The 16535-nt window shown below is 36.6% G+C and carries 18 protein-coding genes; 8 read left to right on the forward strand and 10 right to left on the reverse strand.

Going from position 1 to position 16535, the window contains the following annotated elements; all coding sequences use genetic code 11:
* Nucleotides 1-187 precede the first annotated feature (187 nt).
* Entirely contained in the window at nt 188-673 is a 486-nt protein-coding gene (locus MKY06_RS12870) for a hypothetical protein (RefSeq protein ID WP_013057211.1), read from the reverse strand.
* Nucleotides 674-693: 20 nt separating this feature from the next.
* Entirely contained in the window at nt 694-1281 is a 588-nt protein-coding gene (locus MKY06_RS12875; protein WP_098399475.1) for a lysophospholipid acyltransferase family protein, read from the reverse strand.
* A 269-nt stretch (nt 1282-1550) separates the two neighbouring features.
* On the opposite strand from MKY06_RS12875, the gene MKY06_RS12880 reads away from it, so the two are divergent.
* The 3 genes from MKY06_RS12880 to uraH are packed head-to-tail and all read left to right on the forward strand — an operon-like array spanning nt 1551 to nt 3766.
* Nucleotides 1551-2873: a nucleobase:cation symporter-2 family protein gene (locus MKY06_RS12880; protein WP_098399476.1), complete on the forward strand. Its 1323-nt coding sequence runs from the start codon at nt 1551-1553 to the stop codon at nt 2871-2873.
* A 12-nt stretch (nt 2874-2885) separates the two neighbouring features.
* On the forward strand, nt 2886-3413 hold the full coding sequence (uraD, locus tag MKY06_RS12885; protein WP_013057214.1) for a 2-oxo-4-hydroxy-4-carboxy-5-ureidoimidazoline decarboxylase: 528 nt from the start codon (nt 2886-2888) through the stop codon (nt 3411-3413).
* On the forward strand, nt 3410-3766 hold the full coding sequence (gene uraH, locus MKY06_RS12890) for a hydroxyisourate hydrolase (RefSeq protein WP_098277913.1): 357 nt from the start codon (nt 3410-3412) through the stop codon (nt 3764-3766). The genes uraD and uraH overlap by 4 nt, the downstream gene beginning before the upstream one ends.
* A 35-nt stretch (nt 3767-3801) precedes the next feature.
* Here the strand turns inward: uraH and MKY06_RS12895 are convergent, their stop codons facing one another.
* Nucleotides 3802-4302 (reverse strand): GNAT family N-acetyltransferase, encoded by a 501-nt coding sequence (locus MKY06_RS12895; RefSeq protein ID WP_029321993.1) that lies wholly within the window; start codon nt 4300-4302, stop codon nt 3802-3804.
* A gap of 416 nt (nt 4303-4718) precedes the next feature.
* Here MKY06_RS12895 and MKY06_RS12900 point away from each other — a divergent pair, with 416 nt between their 5' ends.
* The 3 genes from MKY06_RS12900 (at nt 4719) to MKY06_RS12910 (ending at nt 8091) form a co-directional block, all read left to right on the forward strand.
* Nucleotides 4719-5213, forward strand: coding sequence for a hypothetical protein (locus MKY06_RS12900; protein WP_013057217.1), 495 nt, complete (start codon nt 4719-4721; stop codon nt 5211-5213).
* 503 nt (nt 5214-5716) lie between these two features.
* Nucleotides 5717-6655, forward strand: a complete 939-nt coding sequence (locus tag MKY06_RS12905; RefSeq protein ID WP_223272359.1) for a PD-(D/E)XK nuclease family protein — start codon at nt 5717-5719, stop codon at nt 6653-6655.
* A 155-nt stretch (nt 6656-6810) separates the two neighbouring features.
* Nucleotides 6811-8091 (forward strand): Nramp family divalent metal transporter, encoded by a 1281-nt coding sequence (locus tag MKY06_RS12910; protein WP_098277914.1) that lies wholly within the window; start codon nt 6811-6813, stop codon nt 8089-8091.
* Between the two features lie 88 nt (nt 8092-8179).
* Here the strand turns inward: MKY06_RS12910 and MKY06_RS12915 are convergent, their stop codons facing one another.
* The 3 genes from MKY06_RS12915 to MKY06_RS12925 form a co-directional block, all read right to left on the reverse strand.
* The gene (locus tag MKY06_RS12915) at nt 8180-8689 is read right to left on the reverse strand and encodes a hypothetical protein (RefSeq protein ID WP_013057220.1); all 510 of its coding nucleotides are present in this window, start codon (nt 8687-8689) and stop codon (nt 8180-8182) included.
* 307 nt (nt 8690-8996) lie between these two features.
* The gene (locus MKY06_RS12920) at nt 8997-9620 is read right to left on the reverse strand and encodes a hypothetical protein (protein WP_223272360.1); all 624 of its coding nucleotides are present in this window, start codon (nt 9618-9620) and stop codon (nt 8997-8999) included.
* A 186-nt stretch (nt 9621-9806) separates the two neighbouring features.
* A complete protein-coding gene (locus tag MKY06_RS12925; RefSeq protein WP_098277915.1) occupies nt 9807-10595 on the reverse strand; it encodes an HAD family hydrolase in 789 nt (262 codons plus the stop codon).
* Between the two features lie 198 nt (nt 10596-10793).
* Here MKY06_RS12925 and MKY06_RS12930 point away from each other — a divergent pair, with 198 nt between their 5' ends.
* Nucleotides 10794-11246, forward strand: a complete 453-nt coding sequence (locus MKY06_RS12930) for a MarR family winged helix-turn-helix transcriptional regulator (protein WP_098277916.1) — start codon at nt 10794-10796, stop codon at nt 11244-11246.
* A 36-nt stretch (nt 11247-11282) separates the two neighbouring features.
* Here the strand turns inward: MKY06_RS12930 and MKY06_RS12935 are convergent, their stop codons facing one another.
* Both MKY06_RS12935 and MKY06_RS12940 read right to left on the reverse strand, forming a co-directional pair.
* On the reverse strand, nt 11283-11717 hold the full coding sequence (locus MKY06_RS12935; RefSeq protein ID WP_013057224.1) for a hypothetical protein: 435 nt from the start codon (nt 11715-11717) through the stop codon (nt 11283-11285).
* Between the two features lie 141 nt (nt 11718-11858).
* Nucleotides 11859-12941 (reverse strand): tyrosine-type recombinase/integrase, encoded by a 1083-nt coding sequence (locus MKY06_RS12940; RefSeq protein ID WP_013057225.1) that lies wholly within the window; start codon nt 12939-12941, stop codon nt 11859-11861.
* Nucleotides 12942-13277: 336 nt separating this feature from the next.
* Here MKY06_RS12940 and MKY06_RS12945 point away from each other — a divergent pair, with 336 nt between their 5' ends.
* Nucleotides 13278-14273 carry a DUF3231 family protein gene (locus MKY06_RS12945; RefSeq protein WP_041816568.1) on the forward strand — a complete coding sequence of 332 codons (996 nt, stop codon included), beginning with the start codon at nt 13278-13280 and terminating at the stop codon, nt 14271-14273.
* Between the two features lie 53 nt (nt 14274-14326).
* On the opposite strand, the gene MKY06_RS12950 is transcribed toward MKY06_RS12945, so the two are convergent.
* Together MKY06_RS12950 and MKY06_RS12955 are read right to left on the reverse strand one after the other, a co-directional pair.
* Nucleotides 14327-15517: a TcaA NTF2-like domain-containing protein gene (locus MKY06_RS12950; protein WP_063671676.1), complete on the reverse strand. Its 1191-nt coding sequence runs from the start codon at nt 15515-15517 to the stop codon at nt 14327-14329.
* 47 nt (nt 15518-15564) lie between these two features.
* Nucleotides 15565-16494: a TcaA NTF2-like domain-containing protein gene (locus MKY06_RS12955; protein ID WP_223268902.1), complete on the reverse strand. Its 930-nt coding sequence runs from the start codon at nt 16492-16494 to the stop codon at nt 15565-15567.
* Nucleotides 16495-16535: the final 41 nt, after the last annotated feature.

The following is a 16535-nucleotide window of genomic DNA, read 5'->3' on the forward strand; positions in this document are numbered from 1 at the left end:
TTTTTCGCTTAAACCTCTATATAAGTTACATTGTACAACTTTAGGGAAGAGTGTCACAATAGTTAGAGACGAAAAATTCTAAAAATTTTATAAAAATTATAAAGAAATAGCACCTAATCGAATTAAGTGCTGAATTGAAAAGGTTTTCTTTCTAAAAAAACTATTTCTACATTTTATTTATAACTATTTATAAACCAATTTTCACTCGAAGCTTTTCATCTTGTATTGAAAATTGTTTGATTTTCCCTACTGGAATGACCTTCACTTTATCAATTTCATTGAGATTGATATGAATTTGTTTTTCTTCATACGTAGTAACAGGCGGCTTGTGAAAAATTCGATAGTTGATCCAATTTTGATTAAGAGGTTTCATTTCATGGATTTTGAATAGAAGCGTACGTTCTTTTGCCTCAAGAGGTTCTAGCACAATGGAAAATGGAATTCTCACCAGAAATTTTTTAATAATTCCATTCACGTGAATATAGGAGTCTTGAAATGAAATAGAGAATTGCTGAATTTGATCTTGCTTTGTCATTTGCTTTTGAAAAATTCGCATGAGCATAGAAGCGGATATAGGAACGGTTACGCCACTTTCAGCCATCTTTTCTTTCATTTTTGCCTGCACATCATCACTAATTACATCGTTTAACTTTCTCTGTACCCAATCCTTCATGATGCACCTCCACTATGAAGTTATCTTGCTGTTTCCTCTAACGCACGAATTGAAGCTGTTAAATGGTTTGACACGTCGGCAAGGCGATCTTTTGTCAGTTTATCTTCTCCAAGGTAGATAGGTTTTCCAAAGGAGATAACAATAGGAACCTTCGAAAATAGTTCTTTTACATTTGCGGGTCCTTTGTAAACCGCGGGTACAATAGGAACCTTTGCTATACTCGCTATAGTGACTGCTCCTCTTTTTAAGGGAACGTCTTCCTCTGTTCGCGTGCCGCTAGGAAAAATCCCGACGATATGTCCTTCTTTTGCTAATTTAATAGGTGTTTTAATGCTGCTGGGTCCCGGGTTGGTACGATCTACTGGGAATGCGTTGAGTTTTTTTAATACATTACTAGTGAGTATATGATTAAAAAGCTCCTTTTTTGCCATAAAATGAATTTGGTGAGGCAAAATAGCCGCACCAAGCGCTACAACGTCTACCCATCCCTTATGCGAACAAGCGATCACAAAACCTGTGTCTGTTGGTAAAGACTCTTTATTCCTTATGTAAAGCTTACCTCTTCTTTTTAATAAAAATTTACATACGTGAGCCGCAAGATTATACATAAACATTTCCTCTTCCCTCTATTATTTGAAAATATATACAAAAATTATATCACTTACTATTAAGAGTTGGTACTAAAAATTAATGTAACATCTTTTTACAAGATAGCTTACCTACTTCTCTATATATTGTAAAAAAGTAGATATCGAATCCTCTATTTTTAGTCAACTTAACTAATGACATCCCTTAAAAAACATTTTACTATTAATGTATTATTATAAATGTAATATTTATTGACATTACATGTGATATAATTAAAGGAGGTTTTTAGGTGAATAACCAAAATCGACCGTTTCGACTATCTTCATTGGGATTACAGCACGTACTTGCTATGTATGCGGGTGCCATTCTCGTTCCGCTGATGGTGGGGCGCGCATTGAATTTAAATGCCCATGACTTATCCTATCTTGTGGCCATTGATTTACTAACATGCGGACTAGCTACGCTGCTGCAGGCATGGACGAACAGGTGGTTTGGTATTGGTCTTCCTGTTGTACTCGGAAGCTCATTTGTAGCGGTGACTCCTATGATTGCAATTGGAACTCAATATGGAATTAGCGCTGTTTACGGAGCGATTATTGCCGGTGGTATTTTCATCGTACTGGCAGCAAGTTTTTTAGGCAAAATTATTAAATTTTTCCCTCCCGTTGTCACCGGAACGGTTGTGACGATGATTGGTTTATCGCTTGTACCATCCGCTGTCCGAAATATGGCAGGAGGAGTGGGAAACAAAGATTTTGGTTCTCTTTCTAATCTTCTTCTTTCTTTTGGTGTTCTAGCGCTTATTTTAATTTTAAATCGATTTTTCAGCGGTTTTCTTCGTTCTCTTTCTGTATTGATTGGAATTGTAGCCGGAACAATAGCCGCTGTATTAATGGGAAAAGTTGATTTCACTAATTTTAATGAAGCTTCTTGGCTGCACGTTCCCACTCCTTTTTATTTTGGGATGCCTACTTTTGAAATCGGCCCTATTTTAACAATGATTCTCGTATGCTTGGTCATTATTATTGAGTCTACAGGCGTATTTTTAGCGTTAGGAAAGCTGTGTGATCGGGAATTAACGGAAAAGGATTTTACAAAAGGCTACCGTGCCGAAGGAATCGCCATTGTTCTTGGAGGGCTATTTAATGCTTTCCCTTACAATACATTCGCTCAGAATGTAGGACTGGTTCAGTTATCGAAAGTGAAAACAAAAAATGTAGTGGTAGTAGCCGGCTTCATTCTCATATTACTGGGGCTTGTTCCGAAAATAGCTGCTTTTACAACCATTATTCCCACCCCTGTTTTAGGAGGAGCAATGGTCGTGTTGTTTGGTTTAGTTATTTCATCAGGCATCAAAATGCTAAGTGCTGTTGATTTGTCCAAACAAGAAAATTTGCTGATTATTGCGTGCTCTCTTTCACTCGGCCTTGGTGTAACGGTGGTACCTGATTTATTCGCTCAGCTCCCAAATGCTTTGCGCGTAATTGTAAGTGATGGAGTTATTACGGGAAGTTTGGCTGCCATTTTATTAAATCTCTTTTTTAACGCATCAATTGAACGAAAAGTACCTTCTGTCTCTTTGGAGAAGACAGATTATTCAGAAATAAAATAAAGGTGGTGTAGTATGAATAACGTATCCGTACAGTATGTAAATCAGCTTAGCAAGCAGCATTTTGTTTCACTAGTTGGTGATATATTTGAACATTCACCTTGGGTTGCAGAAGAGGCTTATTCTAAAGGCCCTTTCTCTTCCGTTGAACAACTTCATGCCATGATGAAAGAAATTGTAGCGCAAGCATCTGTAGAAAAACAGCTGCAGCTGCTGCAAGCTCATCCAAATCTAGGTGAAAACATTGCCATGACATCTGCTTCTACTGAAGAACAAACCAAAGCAGGCTTACAAAACTTAACGCAAGATGAGTATGAACAGTTTTCTTCTCTCAATGGAACGTATATGGAGAAGTTTCCTTTTCCTTTTATTTTGGCAGTACGAGGCAAACAAAAAGAAGATATCTACGAGGCAATGCAAAGTCGTTTACTAAATACCGAGCAAACAGAGTTTGATACAGCGTTAGAAGAAGTATATAAAATTGCTTTCTTTCGCTTAACTGATAAAATTACTGAAGATAAGGAGACAAAGAAACGAGCATGACTAAAATCACAACTCATATTTTAGATCTTACCCACGGATGTCCGGCTGCTTTTGTCAAAGTTGATTTTTATCATATTCAGTCGGAAAGTAAACGAATAAAAATTTCACACGGTACTACAAATGAAGACGGGAGGTTAGTAACTCCGCTCTTCTCTTCTGAAGCGTTTGAATCAGGAGATTATGAACTTCTGTTTCATGTTGGGGAATATTATAAAAAACAAGAGGTCCAAACAACAAATCCCCCCTTTTTAAATCAGGTTTCTGTTCGAGTCGGATTGTCTTCTGAACAAGAACATTATCACGTCCCTTTGCTTGTGTCACCGTGGGGATACCAAATTTATAGAGGAAGCTAAAAAAAGAAACGGCGTCTTTAAACGTCGTTTCTTTTTTAGTTGAGCAATTTAGACATATAGTACTCATCAATAAACAAACCGCCAATTCGCAGTGAATGTTTTTTTGTTCCTTCAATTTCAAATCCTACTTTGTCATATAAAGAAAGAGCCTTTTCATGCTGTATAGCGACTGTCAGTTCAAGACGATGAATACGGTGTTCTCTCGCCCATTCTTCAAGTGCACCGATTAAAGCTGTCCCAATCCCTTGATTTTGAAACGTCTTTCGAATACCTAATGTTAGAGAAGCGATGTGAGCGTTTCGGTTAGCTTCCCCCCCTGTTGCAGCTATATATCCCACAAGCATCTCGTTTTCTTCTGCTACAATAATCGTAGAGTTTGGCTGCTGCTTAAAGATTTCGATGTTTTTCTCCTGCTGATCTGTGCTCAGCTTTCGCTCTCCGCTTTCAAACAGCATAAACTTACTTTCTTCTTCAATCTGTTTAAGCAAATCTACAAAGTTTGCAGCATCATGTAATTCTAGTTCTCTAATTTGCATGCTGATCCCCCTTTTTGTGTGTCCCTTTTGTTTGTATATGTATTGGTTCACCTTTATAAAATATAGCTTTACAGTTTCTTACGAAAAATACGACTTTTTAAGAAGCGGAAGTAGAACAAAAAACCTACTAATCTCCCTTTTTTTGAAATGCTTTTTTCCTCTGTATAATTTTAAATCACTTATCAACTTCTGTAAATTTTTTAGATTCCCTCTTTTAATTTCCATTTATCTTCCTTTTCTATGGGTTTGATTTTGATCTAAGGAGACCTTTTATAGAAAACATATGACTATTATCCTGTTTTTCATGAAGAAAGAAAGCAATAAATGTAATTTTACTTGTAATCGTTTAAAATAGAAAAAGTGGAAATTTTATGTACATATCCTCCTTAATTATTGGTCTATGAAAGGAAATTATTATGAAAGTACAATCCGCAAAATGTGGTGTATATGTCTTAAGCGGTCTAGGAGCTGTTATAGTGTTCTTCTTACTTTTACTTAAGAACAGTGCTTTCTTTCTAGAGGAAGAATACGATCAAAACAAACCTGAAGCTGCGCTTGCGGTCAACGAACATACCTATCACCTTCACAAAGGTTCTATTAACTGGTCAAACGGCCGTTCAACAACAAAAAAAGAAATAAATGTATATGATTTATATACATACATATCGCAGCAAAAAAGTATCCCATTGCAGCAGCAACAATTGGTTAAGCTCCATTTTTCGAACTTAGACGGTGCTTATATTCGTAGTGTGAGTGTGCATATATGGAGAGATAACGGTGAAAAAACCAAGCTGTTTGTCAAAAATAATGAATTTAAGGTTCCTAAAAATCAAGGTTTGTACGTTGTTGATATTGCGATTAACTCTACAAGAGGAACAATGCAATATGCGGCAAATGTGCAAATACAGTAAGTTTTTATATATTTATGTTTGGTCGAGAAAATCGGATAAGAAAACTCTTGTTGCAAGTAGGAAACGATGTATGGAATAAAAAACGGTGAAAAAGAAGTATTAAAAATATAGTGAAGCATTCAAATAAAAACCCTAACTTCTTCAGTAAATAATCTCACACAAAAAAAGAGAGCATAAGCTCTCTTTTTTATAAAATGAAAAAGACGTCCACGTAGGACGTCTTTGATGCGTTTGTGGCGGGGACCGTGTGACCACATTCACACGTTTAGCTCGAAAGCATGTCCTTCGACTTACACAAATTAGCTCATCGCTTTATTAATATAACATCCGCCACAGAAAAAAGCAATCAATTTTTAAATAGTTTTTTCTATTTATACATATTTCGCGAGAATCCACAAAATAATATGCATGCGTAGCTATTCACTCTCTACATTTTCAGTCTATTTTAACTCATGTACGAATATACTAATAGACCAACCTATACGCAGTTTTTGAAAAAGGATGTGAATAGCTTGTTTCAAATCACTGATTTCCCTGAATTTTCATGGTCGTACTCCAGACATAAAATGGTCACACAGTGCAACCGAAAGTATGCATATCATTATTATGTCTCACATAACGGATGGCTTGACAGCGCTTCTGCGCAGTCTCAGAGCGCTTATCGTTTAAAAAAGGTTTCCACTTTATCTATGTACGCCGGACAAGCCGTGCGTCAAGTGATTACAGAGGCCATTTCTGACTATACATCTACAAAGCTTGTCCCAAATGAACGGAACTTAGCGGAGAAAGTGCAGCAGCTACTAAATAACGCACTGCGTGATTCTACTGACTATGGAGAGCTTTGGTATCATAAGCCTGCTCAGTATAAGATGCTTTTAGAATTCTACGAAAACGGCTATATTTCTAAAAAAGACCTTAAAGACATGCAAAAACGGGTACACATTTGTGTACATCACTTTTTACAAAGTAAATCTTTTTGCGACATCGTATCTTCACCTTTTTTAGAAGTGGAGCCTCATCAGTCGTTTCGTTCTATAAATGTGTATGATCATAAAGTATATGCGCCTTTTCATTCTCTTTTTAAAAATCCAGTCACAGACGAATTTACGATTGTTGATTGGAAAATAAGTAAACAAACAAAAGATGATTTGTTTCAACTGGCGATATACGCCCTCTACGTGCTAGCTGAATATAATATTTCCGTCGATCAGATAAAAGTCCGAAACGAATACTTGCTTTCAGGCAGTGCGCGTACGTATCAGCTTACTCTTCACGAAATTGAAGCTGTTCTTCAGCAAGTTGATACAAGCATTGATTATATGAAAACTTTTTTGGAAGACTCAGAGGTAAATCAGCCTCTTCCGCTTGAGCATTTCCCTCAAACAGATACGCCTGCCTCCTGTCACGGCTGTGCATTTAAAGAATTGTGCCAAACGGGATAAAAACAGCTGAAGATGATCTATATTTTTTGCTAAACTTTTTTATTGTCAAAAGAACCTTTGCTAGCATATAATTTGCATTAAGGAAACATTTTATACTTCATATAAAAAAATTAGCTTGGGCTATTTATTGTTCATCAAAGAAAGGAGCACTAGACATGAAAGATCAAAACGGCAGTAAAGCATTATCAGTTATGCAGCTAAGTGCTCAAGACGTATTGTCGGGTAAAACAAAAGGAATTAAGCGATTATTACCTTTCTTAGGGCCTGCTTTTATCGCAGCGGTTGCTTATATTGACCCAGGTAATTTTGCTACTAATATTGCAGCAGGCTCTCAATACGGATACATGCTGCTTTGGGTTGTATTAATTTCTAACTTAATGGCTGTCTTAATTCAATCGTTATCAGCTAAATTAGGGATTGCAACGGGCTTGAATTTACCCGAGATAGCACAGGAACACTTCCCGTCCTTCGTTTCTTTTGGGCTTTGGATCCAAGGAGAATTGGTCATTATGGCGACGGATTTAGCAGAATTTATTGGGGCTGCTCTTGGAATTTATTTATTATTTCATATTCCTCTGTTCCCAGCTGCACTTATCGCAGCGGTAGGCTCTTTTGCTATTTTAGAGTTACAAAGACGAGGTGTTCGACTGCTAGAAGCAGCTATTGCGGCGATGGTTTTTATTGTGGTATTAGCTTTTGGAACTCAAATGTTTCTTGCGCATCCAGACGGCGCAAGTGTTGTCCACGGCTTATTTGTCCCTCAGTTTCACGGAACAGACAGCGTGCTGTTAGCTTCTGGGATTTTGGGTGCTACAGTTATGCCACACGCGATTTATTTGCACTCAGCTCTTACGCAGCGCCGCGTGGTAGGAACTACAGAATCGGAGAAAAAAGCGATTTTCCGCTTTGAATTTATTGATATTGTGATTGCCATGATTATCGCTGGTGCAATTAATGCAAGCATGCTGATTGTCGCAGCCGCTCTATTCTTTAAAAACGGACTAAACGTGCAAGATTTGGACGTGGCTTTTACACAATTTGAACATTTAATTGGTCCCTTTGCAGCTATTGCGTTCGGAGTTGGATTATTATCTTCAGGACTTTCAAGTTCTTCGGTCGGAACAATGTCTGGAGATGTCATCATGCAAGGATTTATTAAACGCAGAATTCCTTTATATCTTCGCCGGTTCATTACAATTATTCCGCCGCTTTTGATTATCGGATTGGGCGTAAATCCAACAAGTGCACTAGTTGTCAGTCAAGTTATTTTATCGTTCGGAATTGCCTTTGCGCTCGTTCCTCTTATTATGTTTACGAGTAATAAAAAAATCATGGGCGGGTTGGTTAATCATAAAGCAACAACCACTGTAGCTTGGGTGATAGCTGCATTAGTCATTTGTTTAAATATCTTTTTGATTTATCAAACGATAGCATAGTAAATCAAACTTTCAAGAAAAAACAAAAAAGAGACCCTAAAAAGTTAGATATAGTCTAACAATTGGGTCTCTTTTTTATTATTTTTTATTAAACGATAGTAAAAATGAAGTAGACGAGAGTTCCAATAATGGCCGACAGTACTAAGCAACCCAGTGGGGATAAATAAGAATAGTTTTCTTTACGGATTGAAAGAATGCGATCAACAATAAAAATAAGAATGACGCCCATCATTCCGAATTCAAACATTAATAACCCAAAAATGGCGTGAAATATGAATGACATGATAAAATCAATTTTTTTACTACGGTCTTTTACAAAAGCACTGACTAATAAATCAACGATAACCGTGCCTAACGTCCCCATTATTAAAAAGAAGGGTGTAAAAAATAAAAGGTATAAAGGAAATAAATCAATGAAATGCGGACTGGTTTTTTTAATAGAAAAATTGGGAATTGACTCTTTTATACCTGGCATAAAACAAAAAAGTAAAGTAAAAAGAAACGCAGCTATAATAGCGGCTGATAGCTTTCTATTTAAATGCATGTTTATTTTTTTATTACTAAATTCAGTAGTTGTTTTTGTATGTTTATGATTCATATGTCTTTAACGTGATGTACGCACCTTTTCCTTTCTCATAACTTTTTTATTTATATTTTATGTCTATCTTTTGTTACCAGCAGTTACAATGATACACGTTCTTTTTGAACTTGACTACACTAACGCGCTTTATGTCTATTCTCTTTTTCTTTTTGTGTCTATCGTTTACTCCGCTTCCCTTGTATATTCCTTCTTTTTATTCAGGGGTTGTAGTATAGTTAACGCTTTCTATGAGAAACAGGATGATGTTACAAAAAACCCCCTCTTTTTCGATAAAACAAAAGACGGGCGTTTTTTCTGTATGTAATTAATAATTCTGTTTGGCTTCTTCAAACTTAAACACATCCGCTCGTTCTGATTGCTGTGTAATTAACAGGTTATACGTATGGTTGGCCTTTTTTGGAATTTTAAATGCAACATCGAGGTTAAGTGGTTCATCGTCAGATAGTGACGGTAATGAAGAAGCTGTCCACAGGGTGTGCGGGGTTTCTGTCGATAAATTCCCTCCATCAGACGGTTCGTAAGTTTGATGAGTTACTGTATCTTGTAATGTAAACGTTGTGTCGTTTAATACTACAGTCGAATGTTCATTAGGTGTTCGCTGAAACTGAACGGATACGACAATGTACTGGGTGTTTACTTGTTTAGCTCCTTTAACAGGATAAAATTGCGCATCCGTTGTGGACACATAATATTGACCGTGTTTTGATCGTTCTCCAAATGCTAATCGATCATCGGTTTCATCTTCTTGAGCTACCCGACTTACAGGGGCCATCGTTTCATCTGTTGCTGAAATGGCGTCTGCTCCCGGGGCATGCTTAGGTTGAGGGGTTTTGTAAGTGACGTGCGTATCGCCTTGTTTGTCTTCACAAGCAGCGAGACTTGTGAACAAAGCAGCAGCTACAAGGCTTCTGGTAACTATTTTCTTCATGTTATTCCTCCAATGACTAGTCTATATACTATGCTATATGGTATTTATCTGGGAATCAAGGATAAGATTAGTACAATGTGAATGAAGTCAGTGAGATTTGGAACGGATATAGGACCTGCAAAGACTGCTGTGCTTATTTTTATAACAAAAAAGAGACGATTTCCGCCTCTTTTTTGTTTGTTCGTATTATGAATTTAGTTCATCTAAAATTGAATGCAGTTCACTTAAATGGGTAATCTCATAAGTAGGAATGACTTCATTTCGCTCTTTATCGTGACGATTAATCCATACAGATTTCATTCCAACGCGAGAAGAACCCAGTATATCTGTCATTAAATTATCTCCAACCATAATCGCTTCATCTTTCTTTAAATCCATAAGTGATAAAGCATGGTCGAAAATAGATGGATCAGGCTTACCGCGGCCAAATGCACCTGAAATCACAATCTCATCAAAATATGGAACTAGTTCTGATGTAATATCTAATTTGGTATTTTGTAAGTCAGGTGAACCGTTTGTTAGCAGCAGCAGCTTGTACTTTCCTTTTAATTGATCAAGTACTTCAAACGTTTCTTCGTATACAAACGGTGTTTTGCGGCGCTCTAATGGAAAACGCTCAGCTAGCTCTGCTCCAAAAGCATCATCGTGAATTCCTAGGGTACGAAGACCTCGAGTCCAAGCTTCTTTGCGATAAGTAGGAACAATATCTTTCATTTTGCGGAATTCATCATGATCGTCTAAAAAATTCCCCCATAATCCTTCAAATGGATTAATGCCAATCATTTGCGTAAACTCATAGGTTTCATACGAAGCATATAATTCTCTTGCTTCCTTACGCACCGCTTCTTCTAGTTCTTCAGGTTTTAAATTATATTTCTCACTTGCATATGTACATGTTGCAACGAATGCTTCTTTTACGCTTTTTTGGTCCCAAAGTAGCGTGTCATCTAAGTCGAAAAATACCGCTTTAATCATGGATGTGTGTACCCCCTACTGTTTTTGAAAAAGTTTAACTATTCTTACACTAGATTACAAGGATACACACAATAAGTCTAGTGTATTTGCAATTTATTCTGTAAATTTATTTTTATAAAGCTTCCTCTTTACAAACAAATTTACAGAAATAAAAACAGCTGATATAATCACAGCATGTATGTATGCAGGAGGTTTTATATGGAATCGTTAGAAGAAATGTTCGGCATTCCCACAGTTCGTACAAGTAAGCGCTTAAGCAGAGTAGTTGCCGCACGCTTGCGCCCTTTTGGGATTACGCCAGAACAGTGGACCGTTTTAAAACGCGTATCAGAAGCTGAATATAGTACGCAGAAACAATTAGCTGAACGAGCGGATAAAGATCAAGCGACGCTGACTAAAATTTTAGATTTACTAGAAAAACAAAATTGGATTCAGCGTATCAGAAATCCAGAAGATCGCCGCTCGTTTTTTATTCAAATAACAGAAGATGGCCTGCGTTTAAAAACAGAAGTAACGCCTGCTGTGGAGCAGGTATTTTTCGAATTAACGTCCGAATTAAACGAGCAGCAGGTGAAAATTTATACCGAAACTTTACAAAAACTTGAATGCCGCGCGGAACAATTGCTTCAAGAAACAGAAGACCTTAGTTAAATCCCCAAAACCCCACAGCTAACATTCTGCGGGGTTTTACACGTAGTTGGCGATGCATAGTACTTCTTTGATTTTTGAAATCACTTGTTTGGTTTCATCTGTTAAAGAGGTGAATTTAAACGCGATGGATTCTGCATTTGGATTAATGAAGGGTTCTTTGTTCGTGTCTTTGCGGTAGTCTTCAATTTGTTCTAAACAATATTTTAAAATAAACGACAAGTTCGCACGTCGAAATCTCAAACTGACGGTAGAAGGCCATCTTTTTTGAAACTGATTGCTTCCCTCATACTGAATCGCTCCGATGTAGCGTTCTCCGGATAAAAAAGATTCTTCGCTTCGATATAGCTGAACGGTTTGGGCTGTTCCGCTCCAGTCAATATAAATACCTGCTGTTTCACAAACTTCGTATATGTAATGAAAAAGCTCCGTTACTTCTCCGAAATGGTAGTGAAGCGGATGTTTAGCCGTCATAGGTAGCTCCCTCCTTTATCGACTTTCTACCATTATATTGTAGGAAAAGTAACTTATTCATTTATACAACTTATTTCATACGCATAAGCAGTAAAAATGAAAATATATGTTTTTTAGTTTACATAAAAATATTATAAGTAATTAGCGATAACCCGATTTTCGAAACGCGTCGTATACCGTATCTTCTTGAAGTTTTTCAAGATAAACGTTCGTTGTAGCAATAGAAGAATGCCCTACTACTTGCTTCACAACAGCAAGCGGAACGTCATTAGCTAAACTGTTTGTAATAAAGGTGTGACGAAACCAATGAGGAGAAATAGACGCGTTTCCTTTTACTTTATAAACAGCTGATTTAATCGTTCGATACAACGTTGTATAGGATAATCGCTTCTTTTCGCCGGTACGATAGTACTCTTTAATGGAGTAAAAAAGCGGGTCGGTGTCAAAAGGACTTAGTTCAGTGCTTTCATTTAACGCTTGACGGTAAGTGAAAAGCGTTTCTTTCACATCATCAAACACAGGAATCGTTCGTTCTTTTTTTCCTTTACCAATCACATCTACAACCAAATTTCCGCGACGGTCTTCGCGGAAGCTTCCCCAATTTAAACTCAGCAGTTCACTTGAACGCATTCCACTCATATACAAAAGCATTCCCATTAAGCGATTGCGCGCTTTGAATTCCTTTTCATGCTGACGAATGCGCACGACTGATTCTAACGCATTTACAATCACCTGGGCTTCGCGGTCGGTTAGCTCTCGGTACTCGGTGCGATTTTGTTTTTCCTTGTCGCTGTAATGTCCTTTAGAAATAGATGGTTTTTCAATCCACGTCGTATACAGCGAAGGATAAAAATGAGTAGCGTGTCCAAACTCTAGCATTCTTCTAAAAAATTCTAGTTTTCTTGCAGCGGTGCGATTGGCATATTGATTCATCATTTCTTCATTAAATAATTTGACTTCCATAAATCCAATCGATTTTAATGTAATCTCTCGTTCATAGAAAAAAGACAGAATCGTTTTCATGTCTTGATTGTAAGATCTGATTGTATGAGGAGAAAGTGATTTTTTGATAATACGCATTGAAAAAAAGAGCTGAATAAATTCTTCATCTGAAATGTGCTTTAAATTCAAGTTGTTATCTTCATCTAACAGCTCTGCCTCTTCCCACTGCTCTTTTAGTTGGCGAAACGAATTTTTCGCAGGCGACAATTCAAATTCTTCCATTTTACCCCTCCTAATGATTAAAAACAACGATATCCCTTTTAAGTGATCTAGGATTCGATATAACGATTTTTTATAAATTCGCAACAAATACCATTAAAAGTTTTTAAAAACCTCTCAAAACTCAATTTAGAAAGTCGATTTTTAAAGATTTTAACACAAAAAACCATTATATGTAAAATAAATTCTGTTTTCTGTTTATTTCTCTACTTTATCATATGAACGCTTGATAAGGAAGAGTTATCTTGCGTTAGTTAACTAAAGTATTTTACCCTGTGTTAAACAGTGATGTTTTGGGAACACTAGTAGGAGTTTAGGTAATAATTGGAGGTACCGACTTTGGAAAATCAGAAAAGTAGATTGACGTCATCAGAAATTACAAGTTTATGGACACAATACATCCAAGACACCATGTCTGTTTGTATTAGTAAATATGTGTTAGCAAAGGTCAAAGACCTTGAGGTTTATTCTCTTTTTGAATTTACTTTAGAACTGGCTGAAAAACATTTGCACGTGCTTAGAGATATTTTTAAAGCTGAAAAATTAGATTTGCCGATTGGCTTTACTGATAAAGATGTAAATCTAGATGCTCCTCCTTTGTTTACGGACACCTTTTGGTTAGTATATATACACGAAATGACTATGCATGGATTAGCTGGATATAGTATATCTTTTAGTGTTTCAGCACGCAAAGATATACGTGACCATTATTATCAGTGCAATATTGATGCGATGGACCTTTATAATAAATCTATTGAAATTCTTATATCAAAAGGTATTTATCAACGATCTCCCTACTTTTCTAAAACAGAAAGAGGTCACTCGATTACAGAATGGGGATATGTCATGGACCTATTCGGAGACAAAAGACAGCTGAACTCAATGGAAGCTGGAAATATTTATTTTAACTTAAAAAAGAGTATCGCAGCTAAAGCGCTTGTGAATGGCTTCAAACAGGTAACGAAAGATAAAGATATCCATAGCTTTATGGAGGAATGTTCGCACACAGCCAGTAAGAATATAAATATTTTTTCTTCCTTACTTCAACAAGAAAACCTGCAGTCTCCGCGCTTGATGGATGCTGAAATTACAAATTCTGACGTAGCCCCTTTTTCTGATAAACTAATGGTATTTCATGCAGGATTTTTGTTTCATTTAGCTACTACATATTATGCTGCGGCTATGATAACTAGTATGAGAATAGACGTAGCCGGACATTGTGATGCTTCTATTTTAAGGGATTTAAAAACCATCTCTTCTTTTGGGCGAATAATGATCAAAAAAGGATGGATCGAAAAACTGCCAAGAGCAGATGATCGGAAAGAATTATCTTAATATCCTGCGAACTTATTTGTAAATAAAAAACATCACGCTCTGCGTGATGTTTTTTAAAGTGATTCAATTTTAGTCAGGTGCAGCTGTTTATTGCTGTAGGAAACGGTATAGGTTCGATAATACTCTTTTTCCTGACTTTGACCGTTCGTTGTAATTGAAATGACTTCTTTCGTTTGGATTGTATAGACCGCTTCGCCCTCTTCTTCACTCACAGATTCCACGTCTAATACCGAATAATCAACGAGTTCTTCTCGAATGTCTCTTTCATACAGCATTTTCACAAGCTGCTTTTGATCATTCCACAAAACACTATCCCGCTGGATATAAGGCTGTACGTGTTCAAATTTATTCGTGTTAATGGACTTTGTTAAATCTCGCAAATAATGTTCAATAAAAATATCCGCTGTTTCTTGATCAACTTTTTGGATGCTTTTTAAATTAAAATCTTTTTCTTCCTTCTCTTCTTTTTCTTTTTTATCTTCTTTAAAATCGTCGATTCGCTGAGAGCTGTTTTTGCTGATGGCATACTTTGTATTGTTCTCTTTGAAAACCAAGATTTCTTCCTTTTCCCCTTTTTCGTTTGTACGGGTTGTTTCACCTTGGTATGAAATATCACTAGAAGGATTAATTGACTTCACGTATTCGATATATTCATCGGCCGTAATGTTGAGGTATTTTTGATGATAGGTAACTTCATCCCATTCATTTAACTTCCAGTGCTTATTGACGTATTTAAAATTCATGTAGATGGTCAGTCCACCGCTTCCTTCTTTACTAATTGGCTCAATAGCCGAGACCGAAAATTGCCCAGCGTGATTGTTAATAAGTTCAAATCGAATAAGATGAGTTACATCAGGAAAAAAGCTCATATTGCATTCTTTGCAGTAATAATTAGTAGAAATACTTTTTAGCTTTGTTGCAATTAAAGATGAAGTTGCGTATGGCGTTAACGCTTTTTTTAGCGTTTCATAATCAGCAGGGTTAGATTCATTTTCCCATTCGTACTCTTGGCCTAATTCTTTATAGGTACTTGAAATTTTGTTCATCGTCTCAACCGCAGTTTTTTCTGCTTTTTTTTCTGATACAAGATCAGGAGGAAGAGATGACTTAGCTTGATCTTTTGGGATCACTTCATCTGAGGAAGGTTCGGTTGGTTTGGATAACTTAACTGTTTCTTTTTCTTCACAGGCTGTCAAAACCATTAGCAGCAGTAGAACGAATGCAATCGTCCATTTTTTATGCATAAGGTGTCCTCCTCAATGCCGAATTTAGTCTGTTTTTAAAATGATCTTTAATTCTCAAACGTATCGAGCACGTAATCACCGCTTGGAATTCCCCACTTTGCCTTTTTATTTTGATCTGTTTTAGCAAGTAATGAGATGGAATTTTCTTTGAGCGTAATGACAATTGTTCCTTTATTTCCTTGTCCATCATTTTCATATTTAATGGCTGCTTGGTTATTTTCAAAGCGAATATTTTTTTGTTCAACGGTTGACACGCGGATTTTGCTAGGTGGCTGGTACGAATTTATTTTAATCGTTGCTTCCGAGTTGGATGTAGCAAGAAATTGAATGATAGGAGATCCGTTATCATTGCCAGTGGTCCATTTTCCATCGTAGTCGTGTAAATCTGTTGTTTGTGTAGTGGGAGTCTCAGTGCTTGCATTTGGTTTAGATGAAAAGTCAAATGGTTCTACACTCGATAACTTTAACGTATCGTTTTGATAAACGGCTGTATAAAGGCGGTCACAAATTTTAGTGTAAGGATCTTTACCCGGCTGCTTTAATAAGCTTTCCTCGTGGGTTTGTATTTTGAACACATGGTTAGGTTCTTCATACCAATTGACAATATGAAACGTTTGCTTCTTCTGCTCGATGCCTTGGCGTGTGAAATTTTCAACAAGAAGGTTCTGCTCTTTATAAAAAGAACTGTCCGCTTTCAAAAAAGCTTTTAAATCATCAAAGGAGTTTTGATCCACTGCTTTTCCAAACGCTGAAAAGTAATCAGTCATCCAGGCTGTAATAAATTTCCCGCTCATTGCTTCTTTATTTAAATCAATTGATTGAATGCTTTCTACCTGTGTTTTTGGTTCGTTTAGTACTTTTTTTGCATCTTTTTCTACTATCATTGTATTTCCGTCTTTTAATGTTTCTTCTTGCTGACAGGCTGATAACAGAATAGATGAAACAACCGTGATAATGATTGTATTACGTTTGTTCATCATAATTGCCCCTTCTTTATCTAATATAAATGTATGTATAT

Origin of the sequence: Priestia sp. FSL P4-0332 (genome assembly GCF_038005845.1) — a bacterium.
GTDB lineage: Bacteria > Bacillota > Bacilli > Bacillales > Bacillaceae_H > Priestia.